The sequence below is a fragment of the Moorena sp. SIO4A5 genome, from assembly GCF_010672005.1.
GTDB lineage: Bacteria > Cyanobacteriota > Cyanobacteriia > Cyanobacteriales > Coleofasciculaceae > Moorena.
Window position 1 is genome coordinate 19945 of the sequence record NZ_JAAHHZ010000035.1, and the last position, 18075, is coordinate 38019.

General features: G+C 43.2%; 19 protein-coding genes. 2 read left to right on the forward strand and 17 right to left on the reverse strand.

What is annotated here, in order from left to right; translation table 11 throughout:
* Nucleotides 1-5 precede the first annotated feature (5 nt).
* Nucleotides 6-143: a hypothetical protein gene (locus F6K57_RS12915; protein ID WP_293068124.1), complete on the forward strand. Its 138-nt coding sequence runs from the start codon at nucleotides 6-8 to the stop codon at nucleotides 141-143.
* A 273-nt stretch (nucleotides 144-416) separates the two neighbouring features.
* On the opposite strand, the gene F6K57_RS12920 is transcribed toward F6K57_RS12915, so the two are convergent.
* From F6K57_RS12920 to F6K57_RS13000, 17 genes are all read right to left on the reverse strand, one after another.
* The gene (locus F6K57_RS12920) at nucleotides 417-713 is read right to left on the reverse strand and encodes a hypothetical protein (RefSeq protein ID WP_293068127.1); all 297 of its coding nucleotides are present in this window, start codon (nucleotides 711-713) and stop codon (nucleotides 417-419) included.
* 673 nt (nucleotides 714-1386) lie between these two features.
* Nucleotides 1387-1767 (reverse strand): HetP family heterocyst commitment protein, encoded by a 381-nt coding sequence (locus F6K57_RS12925; protein WP_293035794.1) that lies wholly within the window; start codon nucleotides 1765-1767, stop codon nucleotides 1387-1389.
* 400 nt (nucleotides 1768-2167) lie between these two features.
* The gene (locus tag F6K57_RS12930) at nucleotides 2168-2320 is read right to left on the reverse strand and encodes a hypothetical protein (protein ID WP_293068130.1); all 153 of its coding nucleotides are present in this window, start codon (nucleotides 2318-2320) and stop codon (nucleotides 2168-2170) included.
* A 421-nt stretch (nucleotides 2321-2741) separates the two neighbouring features.
* On the reverse strand, nucleotides 2742-4376 hold the full coding sequence (locus tag F6K57_RS12935) for an HlyD family efflux transporter periplasmic adaptor subunit (protein ID WP_293068133.1): 1635 nt from the start codon (nucleotides 4374-4376) through the stop codon (nucleotides 2742-2744).
* A 325-nt stretch (nucleotides 4377-4701) separates the two neighbouring features.
* Entirely contained in the window at nucleotides 4702-7914 is a 3213-nt protein-coding gene (locus tag F6K57_RS12940; protein ID WP_293068136.1) for a peptidase domain-containing ABC transporter, read from the reverse strand.
* A gap of 1289 nt (nucleotides 7915-9203) precedes the next feature.
* Nucleotides 9204-9548, reverse strand: a complete 345-nt coding sequence (locus tag F6K57_RS12945; protein WP_293068139.1) for a hypothetical protein — start codon at nucleotides 9546-9548, stop codon at nucleotides 9204-9206.
* On the reverse strand, nucleotides 9549-9749 hold the full coding sequence (locus F6K57_RS12950) for a hypothetical protein (RefSeq protein WP_293024706.1): 201 nt from the start codon (nucleotides 9747-9749) through the stop codon (nucleotides 9549-9551).
* Nucleotides 9730-9921 carry a hypothetical protein gene (locus F6K57_RS12955; protein WP_293024708.1) on the reverse strand — a complete coding sequence of 64 codons (192 nt, stop codon included), beginning with the start codon at nucleotides 9919-9921 and terminating at the stop codon, nucleotides 9730-9732. The genes F6K57_RS12950 and F6K57_RS12955 overlap by 20 nt, the downstream gene beginning before the upstream one ends.
* 161 nt (nucleotides 9922-10082) lie before the next feature.
* Complete coding sequence (locus tag F6K57_RS12960) at nucleotides 10083-10841, reverse strand: peptidylprolyl isomerase (RefSeq protein ID WP_293068142.1); 759 nt, start codon at nucleotides 10839-10841, stop codon at nucleotides 10083-10085.
* A 251-nt stretch (nucleotides 10842-11092) separates the two neighbouring features.
* Entirely contained in the window at nucleotides 11093-11389 is a 297-nt protein-coding gene (locus tag F6K57_RS12965) for a hypothetical protein (protein WP_293047323.1), read from the reverse strand.
* A 245-nt stretch (nucleotides 11390-11634) separates the two neighbouring features.
* The gene (locus F6K57_RS12970) at nucleotides 11635-11922 is read right to left on the reverse strand and encodes a hypothetical protein (protein ID WP_293047321.1); all 288 of its coding nucleotides are present in this window, start codon (nucleotides 11920-11922) and stop codon (nucleotides 11635-11637) included.
* Nucleotides 11923-12227: 305 nt separating this feature from the next.
* Nucleotides 12228-12515: a hypothetical protein gene (locus F6K57_RS12975; RefSeq protein WP_293068146.1), complete on the reverse strand. Its 288-nt coding sequence runs from the start codon at nucleotides 12513-12515 to the stop codon at nucleotides 12228-12230.
* A 284-nt stretch (nucleotides 12516-12799) separates the two neighbouring features.
* Nucleotides 12800-13132 carry a hypothetical protein gene (locus tag F6K57_RS12980; protein ID WP_287249001.1) on the reverse strand — a complete coding sequence of 111 codons (333 nt, stop codon included), beginning with the start codon at nucleotides 13130-13132 and terminating at the stop codon, nucleotides 12800-12802.
* 562 nt (nucleotides 13133-13694) lie between these two features.
* The gene (locus F6K57_RS12985; RefSeq protein WP_293038915.1) at nucleotides 13695-14030 is read right to left on the reverse strand and encodes a hypothetical protein; all 336 of its coding nucleotides are present in this window, start codon (nucleotides 14028-14030) and stop codon (nucleotides 13695-13697) included.
* Between the two features lie 78 nt (nucleotides 14031-14108).
* Nucleotides 14109-14441 carry a hypothetical protein gene (locus tag F6K57_RS12990; protein WP_293038913.1) on the reverse strand — a complete coding sequence of 111 codons (333 nt, stop codon included), beginning with the start codon at nucleotides 14439-14441 and terminating at the stop codon, nucleotides 14109-14111.
* 1111 nt (nucleotides 14442-15552) lie between these two features.
* Entirely contained in the window at nucleotides 15553-15987 is a 435-nt protein-coding gene (locus F6K57_RS12995) for a HetP family heterocyst commitment protein (RefSeq protein ID WP_293038909.1), read from the reverse strand.
* Between the two features lie 169 nt (nucleotides 15988-16156).
* Complete coding sequence (locus F6K57_RS13000; protein WP_293068154.1) at nucleotides 16157-17761, reverse strand: HlyD family efflux transporter periplasmic adaptor subunit; 1605 nt, start codon at nucleotides 17759-17761, stop codon at nucleotides 16157-16159.
* A 35-nt stretch (nucleotides 17762-17796) separates the two neighbouring features.
* Between F6K57_RS13000 and F6K57_RS13005 the strand changes: the two genes are divergently transcribed.
* Nucleotides 17797-18003 (forward strand): hypothetical protein, encoded by a 207-nt coding sequence (locus tag F6K57_RS13005; protein ID WP_293068157.1) that lies wholly within the window; start codon nucleotides 17797-17799, stop codon nucleotides 18001-18003.
* The last annotated feature ends 72 nt before the right edge of the window (nucleotides 18004-18075 follow it).

Sequence of the window (18075 nt, forward strand, 5' to 3'; positions counted from 1 at the left end):
TCTTGATGCAGTCGCTCATGGGGGAAACCACGGCAGTTGCTCATGGGGGAGACCCCCAAGACCGCACTGCCTCCCCAAGACCGCGCTGCATCGCTTCTGTTCCAGGTTTTCCGTTCCTTTTTTCCTTGTCTCCACCCAGTTAATTTGAAGTGTTTCCAACGACTTCCTGCTAAGCCATGAGCCTAGACAATCTTCCTTATTTCGTCCTATTTGCCTTAATTAAAGGGGAAGCATTGGTCTCTAAATCTAGAGATGAATTTATCCTAGATAGAAAGGCTTCCCAATTTCATCTTTCTATTTGCCTTAATTAAGGGGGAAGCATTGGTCTCTAAATCTAGAGATGAATTTATCCTAGATAGAAAGGCTTCCCCCCCAGCAATCTAATCAGGTACTACAATTAGTCCCTACTAAGATTATTAGCCGACCGCAGCCACAGACAAAGAAATTGAATCAGAGCTGTATTCAGTAGCTTTAGCGTCACTAAAGGTTTCACTAAGACTATCGTAACCATCGGCACTAGCAGTAGCTTCAGCAGTAGCCAGGTTGCCGCGAAGGTTCACATAAGAGTCAACATACTTGTCAATATCGACATATTCAGTGATATTAATGGTCTTACGATCATAGAAGTTTATACGACGGTATAGGCTTTCACCACCAACGATATTGGTTTCTTCTTTAACAACTTCGATGTGATTTAGGTCAGAAATATTCATGGTTGGTCTGCTCTTTTGTAAGTTTGGTGTTAGTGAACAACTTGGTTGTTGTTAGTTTTATTATACCGCTAATTATTCAATTTGTATCACTTGTCAAGCCAATTTGGCGGAAACTTGAATTAAATTAGTTAGGTAGCTAAAAACAACTTTATTGTTATTTTTATCCTACCTCTCTTAAGTCAATTTGTCTCGCTTGTCACGCCAATTTGGCGGAAACTTTAGCTCGAACCTTGATTAAGTTAGGTAGGTAGCTAACAACAACTTTGATTTTGTTGTTGTTAGTTTTATCCTACCTCTCTTAATTGAATTTGTCTCACTTGTCACGCCAATTTGGCGGAAACTTTAGCTCGACCCTTGATTAAGTTAGGTAGGTAACTAACAACCCCTTGGTTGTTGTTACTTTTATAGTACCGCTCTTAGTTGAATTGGTTTTACTTGTCACGCCAATTTGGCGGGAAAGTTTTAGGGATAGTTTAACGTAACAAATTGTTATGAAAAATGCCCAAGTTATGGAAAACTAACTTGGGAGTATTAATGGAATTTATGCAGTCTCAAAAAATTAAGAAAAACAAAATCAATTCAGTGATTGGGGGACTGTCAGCATTGAGTTATCAGCCCCTCACCTTAATGGTGAGATTACCAGTCCCTAGAAAAACCGTACATTCCTAGTAGTTTAGTAGAATTTTTGCAATTTGTGGTTAAACCACTGTTCTTGAGAGCCCCCTTGCACTAGTTGGCTTCTCCTGTCAAGGGGCTTTGCATAGTCGAGATCTTTAATATTCCTTAAGCACTTAGGAGCATCTTCCCTATCCTGCTTGAGGCTGTCGGTTGTAGCTTGATTGAGTGAGTCCATTTTCTCGTTATCCCGTCGCAATCGGCAGTAGGTTCGCGACGGTATGTATTCTAAGGGGTTAAGACCCAAATAACGCAGCATCAAAACACAAGCCCACGAATACTTGCGATCGCGAATTGCTTCTTCAATCAAACTAATCTTTTCAGGATCTAGGGTTTTGCCCACTGGGCGATTAGAACGACGAAGCATGGAGTAACTCATGATGATTTCTCTGTGATCTGAAGGTCAACGAATTGGATTTGCAGGATTTACGCTTGAACTCTACCTCTAGTTTCAATAGTCAGTGATTCTGGTTGGTCAATTAAGCGAAGAGTTAGAGTACTGATCTAACCATCTGATTTGAGTTGTGAAACCTGCGAAGATGGCGTGATCGGGTGATCGGGTGATTGGGTGATCTCGAATAATCTCACAACCTGTTCTTTTTTACCAATCAATTATGATTGATAGATCAGGATTCTCTTCTTCTAAATCTCCATCAATCATCGCAATTTTGAACAACACCAGATTCTTCCCCCCTTGCCCCTAGTTGACTGACAAACCTCTAAAACTTGAAACACTCTCAGTAAAGACTATTTTGAACAAAGCTTTATGAAAATTTTGATCAGATTTCGTGAAAATTTTGATCAGATTTTGTGAAAAGATTGTGAAATTCTTTATCCACAGGGGATTCACACAGCTTTTCCATGACCATGCTCAATGCTAGCTCTGACCATAAATTTCCATAACTGGGCAAAGCCCACGACTTGTCAGTCAATCCATTTCCCTCCTTTGTACTCCTCTTCCCTGACTGGTTGTGCCACCAGGGTTAATTGACCTGGATTTAGGACCACCCCTATTACCCTACAGGCAGTATGTCGATGGCTAAATTGCGTTAGCTTCATCCGCAGCCTCATCACGAACATGCCCAGCATGAGTGTGAGATGAATTGCGGACAGGATCTTTCATCGTTTATACTAGCTATAGTAGGGAAGACCAAATAAGAGCTAACCGCCACCTACGTGCTTAAAAAATAGAACTTATTGTATTGTTCCGGTGCGGAGGGGCATCCCGTATCGTTAATAAAGCTTACCGAGTATCCGTTCGCGCAGCGTCGGCGAAAGCCGATACCGTTGGGTGGAGTTGGTAAGAAGCCCACACTGTAATCCTCGATTCAGTGTGGGAGTATGTCACTCCTGCTATAGATTGACACCACCTTTTTGCAGCTGTCGGATTGGATCTAACAAGAAATCCACAATCCGACGGCGGCGGATAATGATATCAGCTTTGGCTGTCTGACCAGGTTTAAATCGGATCATTTGATCGTCCTCTGTAACGTAGTCACGGTTTAGGGAAACTTCCACCTCATAAACCGAACCAAGTTGTTGATCAGTTTTGGCATCGGCAGAAAGGGAGGTAACTTTCCCTTTGATGATGCCGTATTCCTGATATGGATAGGCATCAAGCTTGATTTGCACCGGCATTCCTTCTTTGATAAAGCCTGCCTCTTGATTAGGTAAACTGGCTGATAACACCAGGGGCGCATCTTGGGGCGCTACTTCGGCAATAGTTTGACCGGGTTGAAAGACTTCACCAATATTGGCAACGTTGAGGGAGGAAACTACTCCATCCACCGGTGCATAGAGAAACTTTTGTTTGAGCCTGGCTTTCGCACTAGTTAGCAGATTGCGGTTTTCAGCAATTTTGGCATTTAGTTGAGTCAGTTCGATCTCCAACTGCTGAAGTTTCTGCTTGGTCTCGAGCTGAGTCCGATGGACTTCTGCTTGCTTCTGAGTTAAACCTGCTTGAAGTCGTTGGATTTCTGCTAAGGTCTGGTTGAAATCGCTCTGAGTGAGAGTGATCGCGCTGTTGTGATCGCGTATACTCTGCTGGGCTTGATAAATTTGGTCTTGGTTACTGGCTGCTTCTTGCAGTTGGGTTTGGGTAATCACCCGCTGACTCGCTCGTAGGCTATGTTCTGCTTGAAATACTTGTTCTTTTGAGATTGCCCCTGATGCTAACAGGGGTTTGAGATTCTCTAGGCGTTCTTTCAGGGCAAATGCATCATCCTCTCGTTGCTGGAGCAGTGCTTGGGTAGTCGCCTTGAGTCGTTTTAGCCGTTCTAGTCTGTCCTGACTGGCGACTTTTGCCTCCTGATGTTGGAGCAGTTGTTCTTGTAAGGCGGCTACTTTAGTCTGTGCCTGAGCGATAGCGGCCTGTTGTGCGTCAATGTCCGCTTTGGCAATTTGCTGACGGGTTTGGGCTTCTTGGCGGATGTTTTCAATCAGCCCTTGCATCTGAATTAATTTGATTTGGTCAGCATTGATCAGTTGCTCCAAACGCTCTACTTCCGTAGCACCAAGTTTTGTATCCAGTTCCACCAAGACTTGCCCAGCGGTAACCGATTCCCCTTCTTTGACTGCAATCTTGGCCACCTTGCCGGATTCGATCGGGTGAATTTTATACACTTCTCCTTTTGGCACTAACTTGCCTGTGGCTTTACCCACTTCGTCAATTTGCCCAAAGGTTGCCCAAACTCCACAGACCATACAGAAGGCGAATCCGCCCAAAAGCAGTCTCTGGGGCAGTACCGATGGGGGCTGATCCAGTAGATTTTGTAGGGCTGTTGACCAGTTTTGAGTGTTGGTAGCTCCTAGTGATGATGTTGGTGTGACCGGATTTGGGACATGATTAGGTGATGGTCGGACTAGTGGTGCTGATACCGCTGTCCCTCCATAGATCGATCTAATCTCAGCTGAGGTTAGATTAGGGTGAGCGGTTTCTCCCTTAGGGAGTCCCTCTCTAGACGGCATAGATGCTTCTGGTTTGTTCATGGTAGTTCACCGATAATCACTGCTAGTGTTGTGTGTATTGATTTGAACTGAGAAGACTAACCTTGGCGAAAGTTAATCTTGAACACAGTGGGCGATATCAGGGAAAATACAAGAATCAATAAGGAGCCATTATTCTCAACATTATTGATAATAAAATTCAATAGTCCTAATAAGCAAGGCTGAATATGGTCATAATTTTTGCCCCGTATCACATTTTTGCTAAATTTTTCTTGGGCTTACCCTGTGGGCGATATACTGATCAACCCTAATCACCCCAAGAGCTATTTTTTAAGCAAAAAATTGATAAATTTCATAAATGCCAGGGTTAAAGATCCAGCTGCTGCTGGGCTAGGTGGTAGTACAGACCTTTCTCAGCCATGAGTTCCTCGTGGGTACCGCGCTCTGCGATCAGACCTTGGTCGAGGACGAGTATAGAGTCAGCATTGCGCACCGTAGAAAGACGGTGGGCAATGATGAAGGTAGTGCGATCGCGACTAATGCGAGCTAAATTTTGTTGAAAACGTCGCTCGGATTCTGTATCTAGGGAGCTAGTCGCTTCATCGAGAATCATAATCTTGGGGTTACCCAGCAAGGCTCGGGCGATCGCAATCCGTTGCCGTTGTCCCCCAGACAGGTTAGACCCTCTCTCCCCAACCTTGGTGTTGTATCCCAGGGGCAGGTTTTGAATAAACACATGAGCTTCAGCCAATTTGGCAACTTCTACCCCTTGTTCGAGGCTATACTCGGGTTTGTATAAGGTGATGTTCTCTAAGATCGTCCCTGAAAACAAAAAGCATTCTTGGGGTACCACACCTAATTGAGAGCGTAAAGACTGGGGAGAAACATGTCGGATGTCGTGGCTATCAATCAAAATACGGCCTGTAGTTGGCTGATAGAGTCCTTGGAGCAGCTTTACCAAGGTACTTTTGCCCGAGCCACTGCGTCCGACAATGGCTATGGTCTTTCCAGGGGCAACCTCGAAGGAAATGTTTTGAAGGGTGTATTGTTCATCATCCTCACTATAGCGAAAGCTGACATTGTCAAACTGGACATGCCCCGCGATCGCGGGCAATGGCATCAGGGGTTTTTGGGTATTCTCTTCTGGCTGGGTGGTCAAGACATCATCGAGCCGTTCCACCGATACCAAGATTTCTTGGAATTCATCCCAAAGTCCCACCAAAGACAAAATCGGGCTAATCACCCGACCAATGAGCATATTAAATGCCACAAACTGACCAATTGTGAGCTGTTCCTGAATTACCAGACTAGCCCCGAACCACAGTAAAGCCGTGCCGCTGAGGTTATTAATCAAGCCACTGACTGACCCTAAGCCGTTGGCCAAGTTCTGTCCTTTGAATACCATATTCAACTGACCCGTGAGGCGGTCTTCCCAGCGCCAGCGCACCTCTTGTTCAGAGGCTGCTGCTTTGACAGTTGCTACTCCCGACATCATTTCTACTAACAGGGAGTTTTGTGCCGCTGCTTCTTTAAAGATTTCCCTGGACACTTGGCGTAGAAATGGACTGGCAAGTATGGTCAAAATCGCAATCGGTACAATCGTTGCCAGCACCAGCAAGGTTAGGTGCCAGTTGTAGTAGAGCATCAGCCCCACATAGACAAACATCATTACCACATCCAGCCAAGTGGCAATGGCTTGCTGAGTGAGGAACGCCTGAATTTTACCAGTTTCCTGGACTCGGGTTAGGATGTCCCCCACCTGGCGGGATTCAAAAAACTTCAGGGGTAGTGTGAGGGTATGCTTAATAAAGCCACTGACAAAGGTAAGACTGAGTCGATTGGAAAAGTAATCCAGCAGGTAGCGTCTGGTGACACTCAAGCCTATGCTCCAAAGGCCAAAGATGACTAGACCAATGGCAAACACATTGAGGGTAACAACACTTTTGTTAACCACCACCTGATCCAAAATGATTTGGGTAAACAGGGGGGTAATCAGACCAAAAACCTGGAGCAGTAGGGAAGCTAGGATAATTTGCAACAGGACTGTGCGATGGGGCCATAGCAATCCCCAAAAGCGATTCAGAGAAATCTTTTGATTAGGAGTCCCTGCTAGCTGGGGAGTGGGATTCAACAGCAGCGCATATCCTGTCCAACCCTCTAGAAATTGTTGTCGAGAAAGCGATCGCTTTCCTACAGCTGGATCCGCAACAAGTACCTTCTCCCCTTTGACCCAATAGACAACTATATAATGATCACCTTGCCAGTGAGCAATCCAGGGGTTACTCCGATCCGCTAGGCGAGCTAAAGACGCTCTAACTGGAGTAGCTTGAAATCCCAAGGTTTCTGATGCTCTGGCTAACCCTTTCAGGGATGACCCAGAACGCCCCACCCCTGCCAGATTCCGTAGGGAATTCAAGCTAAATCGTTTGCCCCAGTAACGTCCAATCATTGCCAAGCAAGCAGCGCCACAATCTGAAGACGATTGCTGTTCAATGAAGGGATAGCGTTGCCACAACCCCTGAAGAAAAGGTCGCTTCGTCGGTACGGGAAATGGGATCAGTTTAGACTCAGCCTGGGTCGAGTTACTTTGTGTTTCACCATTTCCATTGCTAGGGGGGTTGGATGGAATTAGCGGTACTCTGTGACCCGGCTGATTACGGATTTGGTGAACTATGGCGCTAGTGGCGTCTGATTTCTGGTGTCCATTTTCAGAGCTTTGACCCGTCTGTGGACTCAACCTTGCCAGCACCGGTACCAGGGCTTGGGCAGTGTCCCAATGTTCCTGAGGGAGATAGGTTACCCATAAATCGCTTTGGGCAATCCAATCTTCCGGTACTGGCTGAGGATAGCCCCAACTTTCGCCAATGGCAATGGTTAGTGGGCAATTCTCTTCAACTCCACCCCTTGCAATCTGACCACTACGTAGCCAGTAACGACCGACTTGGCCAGACTCAACTAAGGACTCCCCAGCGGAAATCCGTGTGTCTACCAGGTAGGGCAACAATTGCTGTAGGGTGATGCTGTCAAGCGATCGCAATTCTGTCAAGGTCTTGAAGAAAATCAAGCGTTGCCGGTGCTGAGCTTGTTGCTGTAGGTGTTCGAGCCACTCCGGTAGCTTTTCTAACCAAGATTGCAGTTCCGCTAAGGAGATCCGAGCAATCTTTCCTGAACTCGCTGCGATCGCTTGGTAAGGATAAGATAGGTTGCACAACAGTTCCTCAGCCCCAAAGGTTGCCCCCTCTTCAAGAACCTGTACCGATACGTCCCGCTGTTTTTCCTCATCAAAGCTTAGCAGCCGCACCCGCCCGCCACAGACGACGTAAAAATACTTATTTGGTTCATTTTGAACAGAATCTTGGCTTAACTCCCGTCTAGGATAGGATATAATTTTATCACCTAGATCAAAGTTATGAATTTGGAAGGATTGACTAAATTCTGGTAATAGTGTCTTTGATAGCGTCTTATCCAACCAGTTCGCGATTAGGTGTTCAATAACCTCGGAAGATTTCTGGGTCGGGTATTGGCCAAGGTAATCTGGTGGTTGCCCTGATTTTTCTAAACCGACCGTTTTCTGATGCATTAGGTAGAACCCCTTCTTTAGTTAGTTTTACCTTGTCTTGACTAGCGCCATGGTTAGGTGGAGTCTTCGGCCCCATTTGATTGGCACGATTCTTGATTGTTCAAACAGTACTCTGGGTATTCACATAGACTCTGCTCTCCCTTTTGACCTAGTGATAGTTCCAGTAGTGTTCCCTGGGGTTGACTTAGGAGTTGACTTAGGAGTACTGTGGCATCCAACAAGTGTTTGCCGTTTTATGCCACCTAAGCCATCCCAGCTAATCCAGGTAATAAGTAATAATTTGATGGTCACCCTTGCTCGGGGAGGCTAATCGCCCTTTTTTAGGTAACTTCATAAAAAGCTTGTGAAATCAATTATGAGTTTTTTCCGCTGAAAACTCAATATCTTTACATATTTCTTAAAAATTCAAATCTTTTCTACATATTCCTTACCAGTAAACCCATGGACAATCTCCGGAATAATCCTATGTGAAGTAAATTGGTGCTGTCAAGTTGTTTTCACAATAAATTCACGGTTTTTAAGGGAACTTCAATAAAATTTTAGAAAATCTTATTGAAGTTAAGTCGCCAGATTGAAGTTAACCAGCCAGATAGAGTTGTCAAGTTTTCCTAACATTTTTACTAAACTCATATAATCAGTTTAGTAGTTATCAATAGTTTCACAAGTACTTTACCAACTCTTCATTAAATTTTACTATAAACTTTAAACAAAATTCACAAGTACAGCAATGTCTCAGCTCCTAGAGAAGCTTTGTGATTCGTGATATAGCGGTTTTTAGCCTAATGAGGTACACAGGATTTTTTACCTTTTCTTTCTTCTGACTTTACTGCTCCGAAGTCCCTGCTCCCTGCTCCCTATAAACCCAAAAACTTGTACCTTACTAGCTTAAAAACCGCTATAGTGTGATACGGTTTATCAATTACCCTAGGGGTTATACCCATCAATAATTCGCCAACTTAAATTCGCCAGCTTACAGAGCACCATACTCCCTATCTGGTCGTCATATCATCGACCCTTAATACTAAATCATTAAAACTGATCGGGAGATGGGGAGAAGTAAGGGGAGGGAAGAACGTGGATATTGTTAATCATCACTCATCCTCCGGACTTGCTATAAGTTAATCAATAGTTAAGTAGCTCCACTTAATTAAACATCAAACGTTCAACAGTATAATTTCCCTGTTGACCCCGATTTTCCATCCCCTCAATAATTGCTAAAGCGTTGGTCGTATTCATCCTCAAATACATAACTACCCAATTCTTGACGTTTGAGATGTAGCCCTTGGTCTTCAATACGGTTCATTTGAGGAGAATAAGGAGGAAGAAAAAAGATGCGTGGGTCCTTGTTTTGACCAAATTTGATGACGTTGTTGAACTACCTTGGCACGATGGATTGAAGCGTTATCGTGAATAATCACTGTGGGCTTTCCTGTCTCAAATAATCGCTTCATCGCTTTTTGTGCTTGCCATTCCATCAAACGAAGATAACTGTTGGTGTTGTAAGTTCCCACTTTCAAGGTATATTCAAATCTTTTGTCTTGTTCCCAAACTCCGATGCGGATTGACTCTTCTTCCTTTTCTACTGGTTTGAGAAATAGATTTTTGTTTACCAATGGGACTATAGCCGTAAGCATTCAGCAGTCAGCTGTCAGCCGTTGGCCACAGACCCAAAGCTGATAGCACCTCAAGTAGCGTGGCCATTCCCGTAGCGTGGCCATAGGCCAAAGCCCAAAGCTGATAGCTAAATGCTTACTCAAGACAAGGTCAAAAACGGTAATTATTTTGTATAATTGATTTAGAAATGCTATCGGTAAACTACTTACTAGAAGAAGCATAGCAAGAGGATGAACTTCTGCTATAAATTCTGGCAATAGAGTCTCTTTTGACAGTAACCTCTTGAATAATGGTTGCTTCATCCCCAGAGGCAGTTGCTGTACTTTCGGCTTGGACTACAACCGTACCATCTGGTGAAACTATCCATTTTATGATTGTCTGGGAACGTTTCATGGTTACATCACTCTAGTTAGTAATTTTAGTTATTAGGTAGATTCAATTTTATTACCCCTGCTCCGAAGCTCCGTTCGCGTTCGCGCAGCGTCTGGCTCTGCCAGTAAGCGTGGCCCACGGCCTTAGCTCCCTGCTCTCTAAAACCATTAATAGCATTGGGATTATTCCCCAGTATTGATGGTACTAAGTTCACTATGGATCATATAGTTAACTTCACTATTGAGCCACTCTTGAAACATACTCTGTAAAATTTCTTTAGACTTTTCTTCGGTTAATTCAGCTGGAATAAATTCTTCAACTAAGAAAAGATGATATCCTTGTTCGGTTTGCAGGGGATGAGTCACTTCTCCTGGCTGAACACTAAAGATAACGGCAGCTATCTCAGGCTTAAAACTCCAGCGATGCAACTTTCCTTCATAGCCACACCGTCGCTGCCTTTCTGGGTCTATATCATAGAAATGAGCAGCTTCATAAAAACTGATTTCTCCTTCTTCAATCTGATAGAAAAGCTCCAGAGCAATTTCCTCAGAATCCACCAGAATTTGATAAACCAACACTTGCTCAAAGTCCAGTCGATTTTGAGCAAAGCTTTTTTCGACATCCTTAGAAAATAAGGACTCAGCAAGCTTTTGGGCAAGCAAGCGATCGCTAATTCCCGCTTCCCAATCCTCTGCTGTCACCATCTGATCTGCCAGCCAAGCCAATGTTTCTGCTGCCTTTTCCAAACGATTGGCATAACGGATCTCATCCGCCTGAGCTTGCACGTCTTCTGGTGAGACTGTTATCCCTCTTTCTTGAGCTGCTTTATTGATAACTCGTTGATACAAAACTTTTTGACAGATGCCCTTGAGATGTATCTCCTTTTTCAAGGAGTACATAATTTCCTCTGGAGTCACCGATGCTTTGGAAAGGTCAACCATTACACCCGATTATGAACTATAATTGGAACTACTTACAGTCTTGGTCAGATTCAGCTGAGTCAACCCTCTGACTATTATCATCATACAAAAAGCAATTCCTAACCTCTGCCAAGTTGCCGAATTGAGGGGGGAGTATTTGACAGTCAAACCTAGAGTTTAGACTTATACCTCAATCAAAACACCTCGCCCCTCAATCCCCGTTTTGAAGCCAGCACACAGAAGCTAGATTAGATTTTATTAAGCTTATAGCTTCAGAAGTATCTGCTAAAGAAGTTAAATCTCATGAAAAAAGGTTCCTGAATATCAGGTGCTGAGAAGTTATCAGTACCAGCGCTAGCTTCAACAATACCCGCAGTGTTTGTGGCTTTACTAGCAGATGCTTGCACTGCACTCGTAGCCATGTTTCCATCAGGATCGATGCTCATGGCATTAGTCATAGTACTTGCTGCTTCAGAATTTACTTCCGATACAGATATAATTGTAGAACGACTAGCCTTCATCGTTGTAAATGAGCCAGGTAAAGCCCATAAATCAAAGCTATCAAACATAATCGTTAACCTCCTTTGTTACTAATGGAACGAGTTAAAAACAATTTTAATTAGTGAAAAATTAACTATATTTTTGGCATAATTCGGTAACTTCGTATCGGATAACTTAGGCTCAGCGGACAATAATTGATAAAATAATTATCATAAAAGCGATGCAGCGCTGTTGCCTGTTGCCTGTTGCCTTTTGCCTTAAAATAATAAGCAAAGTACCTCACCCAAATAAGAACTGCTATATATTTGTTGAGTTACCCAATGAAACCATAAATCGCAAAGGCATCGTAGACAGAATGACCCGAGTAAAAACGATCCCTAGCCCTAGCCTCAGCTCTTGCCCTAGCTTCAGAAAAGAACTGGTCTACATCGGTAAAGCCTTTTACCGATGTATCGGTATGCTGACCGAAAGCATCGGCCTTACCATTAGCGGTAGCAATGCCAGGACCAGCTAAGGCTTGAGCATTAGTAAAAACAAAACCACCTAAAATAGGGTGGTCTTTTACCTTTAGCTCGAAATATTCTAATTCAGAAATTTTCATGAATGATTCTCCTGGTCAAATTAGGTAATAGTTAATTGTGATTGGGAGCATTTAAAAGCAACTAAATATAAAAGCAACTAAATATGATAAATTGGGAGCACCGTTTTCTGTAAGTACCGAGCAAGATGCTCCCACTACCAATTACGTCCTTATTTTACTCACCACAAGCAAAATGCTTCCACTACCAATTCACAAAAATGGGATGCTCCCATTGTGATTAATGCTGCGGAAAGATGTTACTGATTTTTGCTTCATCTTTCCGCAGCATTGATAGCCTTAAGTCTCAACGATTACTCTAAGCCGTTTTAGTAATAATGCTTCTTATTCTTAGAAGAACTAACAGATATTGTACTTAGGGTAGATTGAGAACCATGCTCAGTAGTGGTAGTACTGCCAGTGACGTTAGTGAAGGTCTCCTCACCAAAGGCTTGTGCGCGGCCATCAATCGTAGCTACGTTCTCTTCAATGTCAATACCGACGTTGATAAATTTGTTAAATCCGAAAGGTAAGTAAGGTTGGTAGTAGCCAGAGCCACCCACAACTTTGGGGTCTTCAGCAATAGTTTCTAAATGATTTAGATCAGAAATAATCATTATTTATTTATCTCCTTTTTGTTAATCAAAATGCTTAAATTACACTTCAATTAAACTATCCTTTTTCAAAATTATTGTCTCGCTAATTTGGCAATCAACCTATTTAATTACGGTTTGATATAACTACTGATAATTTAGTATATTGAAGTCAAAAAAATGAGTTATTCCCACATAAAAATGATTGTAATAATCTTGATATATAATTGAATTTAATGCATTATATTAGGATATGAAGACACCCAGGGTTACAAATTACTTAATCACAAAAAGTTCCTGATTAAGTACTAACGGCTGATAGCAGAGAAGCCAATACCTACAGACTTGGAACCAGTTACTCCACCTTGCTCAATAGTGATGAAGACGCTTTCTTGCTTAGTAGCAACGTTATTACCTTTATCGCTAGAAGCTTCAGATGTAACACCACCTGAAGCGGTAATACCATTAATGTCTACACGAGAGATAATGCTGGTATTGAAAATTTCGGTTTCGGTGATGTTGCTGGTGGTGTTGAAAACGCTGTTGACATTGTTGTTGAATGTGATTCCAGCAATAGTAGTACCACCTTGAACTTGGCTAGCGTCAACGGATTCTAGATGGTTTAGATCAGAAATAAGCATTGATTTTCTCCTTTTTTATTGTGGCTCTCCTAGAGTGGCTATGATAAATTAGTACAAAATAATCGCCATAGTCCTTGCTTAGTAAGCTCTTGAGTAATTTAAAAATGCAATTTTAATAAAAGCGATGCAGCGCGGTCTTGGGGGTTTCCCCCGGAGACAAAACCTTAGATAGTGGAGCCTTTATAGTTAGCAGGTTATGCAGAAAAGGGTTAACTATTTTTTAATAAGGCGACCCTATCTTACGGTAAATTCAAACCATGAGCGACTGCATCAAGACAATGTATTTTTAGTTTATTGAATCCCTTGCTATTTAAGGGGTTAAGCTCATTTAAACTACTAATTTACTATAATCAGTCTAGGAGAGCCTTTATTGTTAATAATGAATCAAGGCAAACGCATCTAAATTATAGAAACGTTACTCAGAAAAGATTTCAAACTTAATAAGTTAAAATACTTATCATATGAATCTCATATCCAGTAGGCATTTCAAAATAAGATGCGTTTACCCTGAATAATGAATCGAGGTTTACAAATTACTTAATTAGTAACTTGTCCTGATTAATTAATGACGGCTGATTCCAGAGAAGCCAATACCTACGGACTTGGAACCAGTTACTCCACCTTGCTCAATAGTGATGAAGACGCTTTCTTGCTTAGTAGCAACGTTATTACCTGCATCGCTAGAACCTTCAGATGTAGTACCACCTGAAGCGGTAATACCATTAATGTCTACGCTAGAGGTAATGCTGGTATCGAAAACTTCAGTTTCGGTGATGGTGCTGCTGGTGTTGAAAACGCTGGTGACATTGTTGTTGAATGTGATTCCAGCAATAGTAGTACCACCTTGAACTTGGCTAGCGTCAACGGATTCTAGATGGTTTAAGTCAGAAATAAGCATTGATTTTCTCCTTGTTGGTTGTTGATGATGAATCGAGATTTAGAAACTAATTAATCAGAAACTTTTCGTGATTAATTACTAACGGCTGATACCAGAGAAGCCAAGACCTACAGACTTGGAACCAGTTACTCCACCTTGCTCAATAGTGATGAAGACGCTTTCTTGCTTAGTAGCAACGTTATTACCTTGATCGCTAGAACCTTCAGATGTAGTACCACCTGAAGCGGTAATACCATTAATGTCTACGCTAGAAGTAATGCTGGTATTGAAAACTTCAGTTTCGGTGATGGTGCTGGTGGTGTTGAAAACGCTGGTGACATTGTTGTTGAATGTGATTCCAGCAATAGTAGTACCACCTTGAACTTGGCTAGCATCAACGGATTCTAGATGGTTTAGATCAGAAATAAGCATTGATTTTCTCCTTCTTTGTTGTTGATTTTATTTCTGTGGAGCAGCTTTGTTTTAGCTGTTGATATAACTATATCCATATTCCCCTAGGCATGTCTCGCCAATTTGGCTTCAAGCTTTTCTTTTTTGAAAATCACTGGATTTACTAAAAGGATGTAGTCAGCAGTAACCAATTCTGGATTATTTCAAAGATATTGGTAATATTTATGGGGTTTTAGTCAAGTAAATTATTATGAACAAACTTGTCATTATATCTAATATAAAAAAAAATGAACGCCACTTTGACTTGAGATTGATGCTTGACTCCTCCCACAACTAAAGAGTGACTAGTAACCGATTCTGAATTAGTTCAAAGAGATGGGTAATGTTGATGAGGTTTTATTGAAGTAAATTATTAGTAATGAGCGGGTTATTATATCTAATCTAATTAAAAAAATGAACGCCACTTTGGCTTGATATTGATGGTTGAATCATCCCACAACTAAAGTAGGTGCTAAAGTCCGTGGGATGTTGAGTCATTAGTTAATAGCAAAGGGAACAGCGGAGCAGGGAACAGGGAGCAGGGAGCAGGGAGCAGGGAGTGTGGGAAGTGTGAGGAGAGGGGGCGTGTGGGGCGTGTGGGAAGTGTGGGGAGATGGGGAGATGGGGAGATTAAATTAATAATGTGTAGCCCTGTGAGGGCTAAGAATTGGTATAACCTGAGTTCGATATAAGCGATCGCTTGACGAAAGAGTAAGAAATACAAGGGTTGGGCAACTAGGGTAGATTAAGGCTTTCAGGGTTACGTCGAACTTAGGTTAACTAGGGATTAGCCACGCTTAAACCCCTTAGATTAGGCCCGCTTAACCATTAACCGTGCCACCTAGCCCTAACCCTCAAAACTAAATTGACAAAGTACTAGGGCTGTTTTTACTAGGGCTATTTTTACTAGGGCTATCTTTCCTAGGGCTGTTTCATACCGGTCTGTGATCAGATCAAAAAACGCCTCGTCCATCAACACGGACAAGGCAGTTCTTAATGAATTAGTTTGACCACAGGCTTAGTCTGATCCGGTGTAGTGCTAAGCAGTAGTGGTAATGACAAGGAGCATGGGTAGGAAAATGATTACACCTGCTCACCACAGGGAAACCAAACAGTCTCGCCGTAAATAATCCGCTAATTTCTTGAGCATGGATTCCTCTTCTTCCAGTTCAGCGATCAACTGCTGTTCTTGATCCCCACCGTGGACCTGTGAGGTTTTCTTGCCAAGCTTCTCTACATAAGCCAGATCTTTGATCTGGCTCAAACGCTTCCGTGCATTCAAGGCTTTAGTGCCATTGTTCATCATACTAGCTTGCTTCTGTAAGATCATATCCCGGTTTTGTTTGAGCAAGCGGCTGTAGGTTCTAGAAGGCATGTAGTCTAGGGGGTTATGGCCCGCAAAGCGTAGCATCAACACACAAGCCCAAGAATACTTGCCATCAAGGATGGCTTCCTCGATCTCGCTAAACTTATCGGTATCCATCACTTTGTCGAGCTTGGTATTGGCAGAAGGAATACGATAGGTCATGGTTATTTCTGATCCTGTAAGTCTAAAGGTCAATAGTTTATAAGGTCGGGTGCAGTTAACTTGCAGATTTCAAGGAATTACTAGCAAGTTGACTACTAAGAATTAACGGTCAACTGTTAACCGTCAACGGAAAACGATCAGTCAGTGATGAAAATGAGACAACAGAGCACTATAGATCGATGCCACTTTTTTGCAGCTGTCGCATCGGATCCAATAAGAAATCGATAATCCGACGGCGGCGGATGATGATGTCAGCATTGGCGGTCTGACCAGCCTTAAACCGGATGATTTCATCATCTTCAATCACATAGTCACGGTCAAGGGACACTTTCACCTTATAGACTGAACCCATTACTTGATCAGCTTTAGCATCGGAAGAAATGGAAATCACCGTGCCTTTGATGATGCCGTAATCCTGATAGGGATAGGCATCAAATTTCACTTGCACCGGCATTCCTTCGTTAATAAACCCTGCCTCGCGAGTAGGCAAACTTGCCGATAGCACTAGGGGGGCACCTTGAGGAGCGATTTCGGCGATGCTATGTCCCGGTTGCACGACTTGACCAGTATTAGAAATGTTGAGGGAAGATATTATCCCATCCACTGGCGCTTTAAGAAACTTCTGTTTGAGCCTGGTTTTAGCAGTATTGACCAGGGTTTCATTTTCAGAAATTCTAGCTTTGATTTGGGTCAGTTCCACTTCCAACTGTTGAATTTTCTGCTGTGCTTCTAGGCGAGTGGTGCGTCCCGTCGCTTGCCGATGCTCTAATTCTGCCTCTAGTCGTTTGATCTCTGCTAAAGTTTGTTGTAGCTCACCTTGGCTTTGACTAGTCGCCGCTTCGCGATCGCGTATACTTTGCTGAGCTTGAAAGATTTGTTCGCGAGTACTCAAACCCTCTTGCAGTTTGCTTTCGGTAACAGCACTTTGGCTAGCACGAAAGCTTTGTTCTGCTTGAAATACCTGTTCTTTGGAGATTGCTCCTTCTGCCAACAGAGGCTTAAGATTATCGAGTCGTTCTTTAAGAGCCACTACATTAGCCCGCCGTTGCTGGAGCAGTTCTTGGGCTGTCGCCTGCACCAGCTTCATCCGTTGTAATCGTTCGCGATTAGCGGCTTTAGCTAACTGATGTTGAATGATTTGTTGTCTAATTGCCGATGCACTAGCTTGTGCTCGTGCGATCGCAGCTTGTTGTGCTTGAACTTCTGCTTGGGTAATCTGCTCACGAGTTTCTGCTTCCAGACGGGTTCTTTCAAGCAGTCCTTGCATCTGAACTAACTTAATCCGGTCGGCATTAAGCACTTTCTCTAAACGCTCTACTTCCTGAGTAGCAAGCTCTGTATCCAGTTCCACCAAGACTTCCCCAGCTTTAACCGCTTGCCCTTCTTTGACCTTAATACTAGCAATCTTCCCTGGCTCAATCGGGTCAACTTTATAAACGTCCCCTTTTGGCACTAAGCTTCCATGAGCTTTACCGACTTCATCAATCTGCCCAAACGTTGCCCAAGCCACAAATATCGTACAGAAGCTTAACCCACCCAACATCAGCAGCCGGGGAAGGTTCGCCGGAGGCTGGTCAAGGGTAGTTTGTATGGAGGTTGACCATTTGGACGTACTAGGAGCATTGGCAGTATTGGTTCCTACCTCTGTGCTGGGTGAGGCTACAGGCTCTTGGTCATAATCAGGTCTCAGGCGACCTGATGGCATTAAAACGACGTTACCCTGACGACTCGTAGCCGCCTCAGGTGGGGAGTTGATTGGTTTTGCTTGTGTCATGGTGGTAGATCACGCTAAATTAACATTTTAGGGAAATGACCAATGTTTTGGGAAAGTCAGCGGCCAATTCTCTTGCTGCCCTTAGCTTCGCGGGGCGAGTTTGGCATTGTTGGGCAGACCGAAATCCTTGGCATTACCTGACTCTACTTGGCCCTTTTTCAGATAGCTTCAATGCACCCCAAGATCAGAACTTAAACCCTTCCCCTTTAAGTAGCCGTCGGTCGGTCAAACCGCTTGGCTGAGCACGCTGTGAGGTGTGGACTTGAGCAACCTAACCCCTAGGGTTAGGCTCTCCAAGTTACCTCCGTCTCACC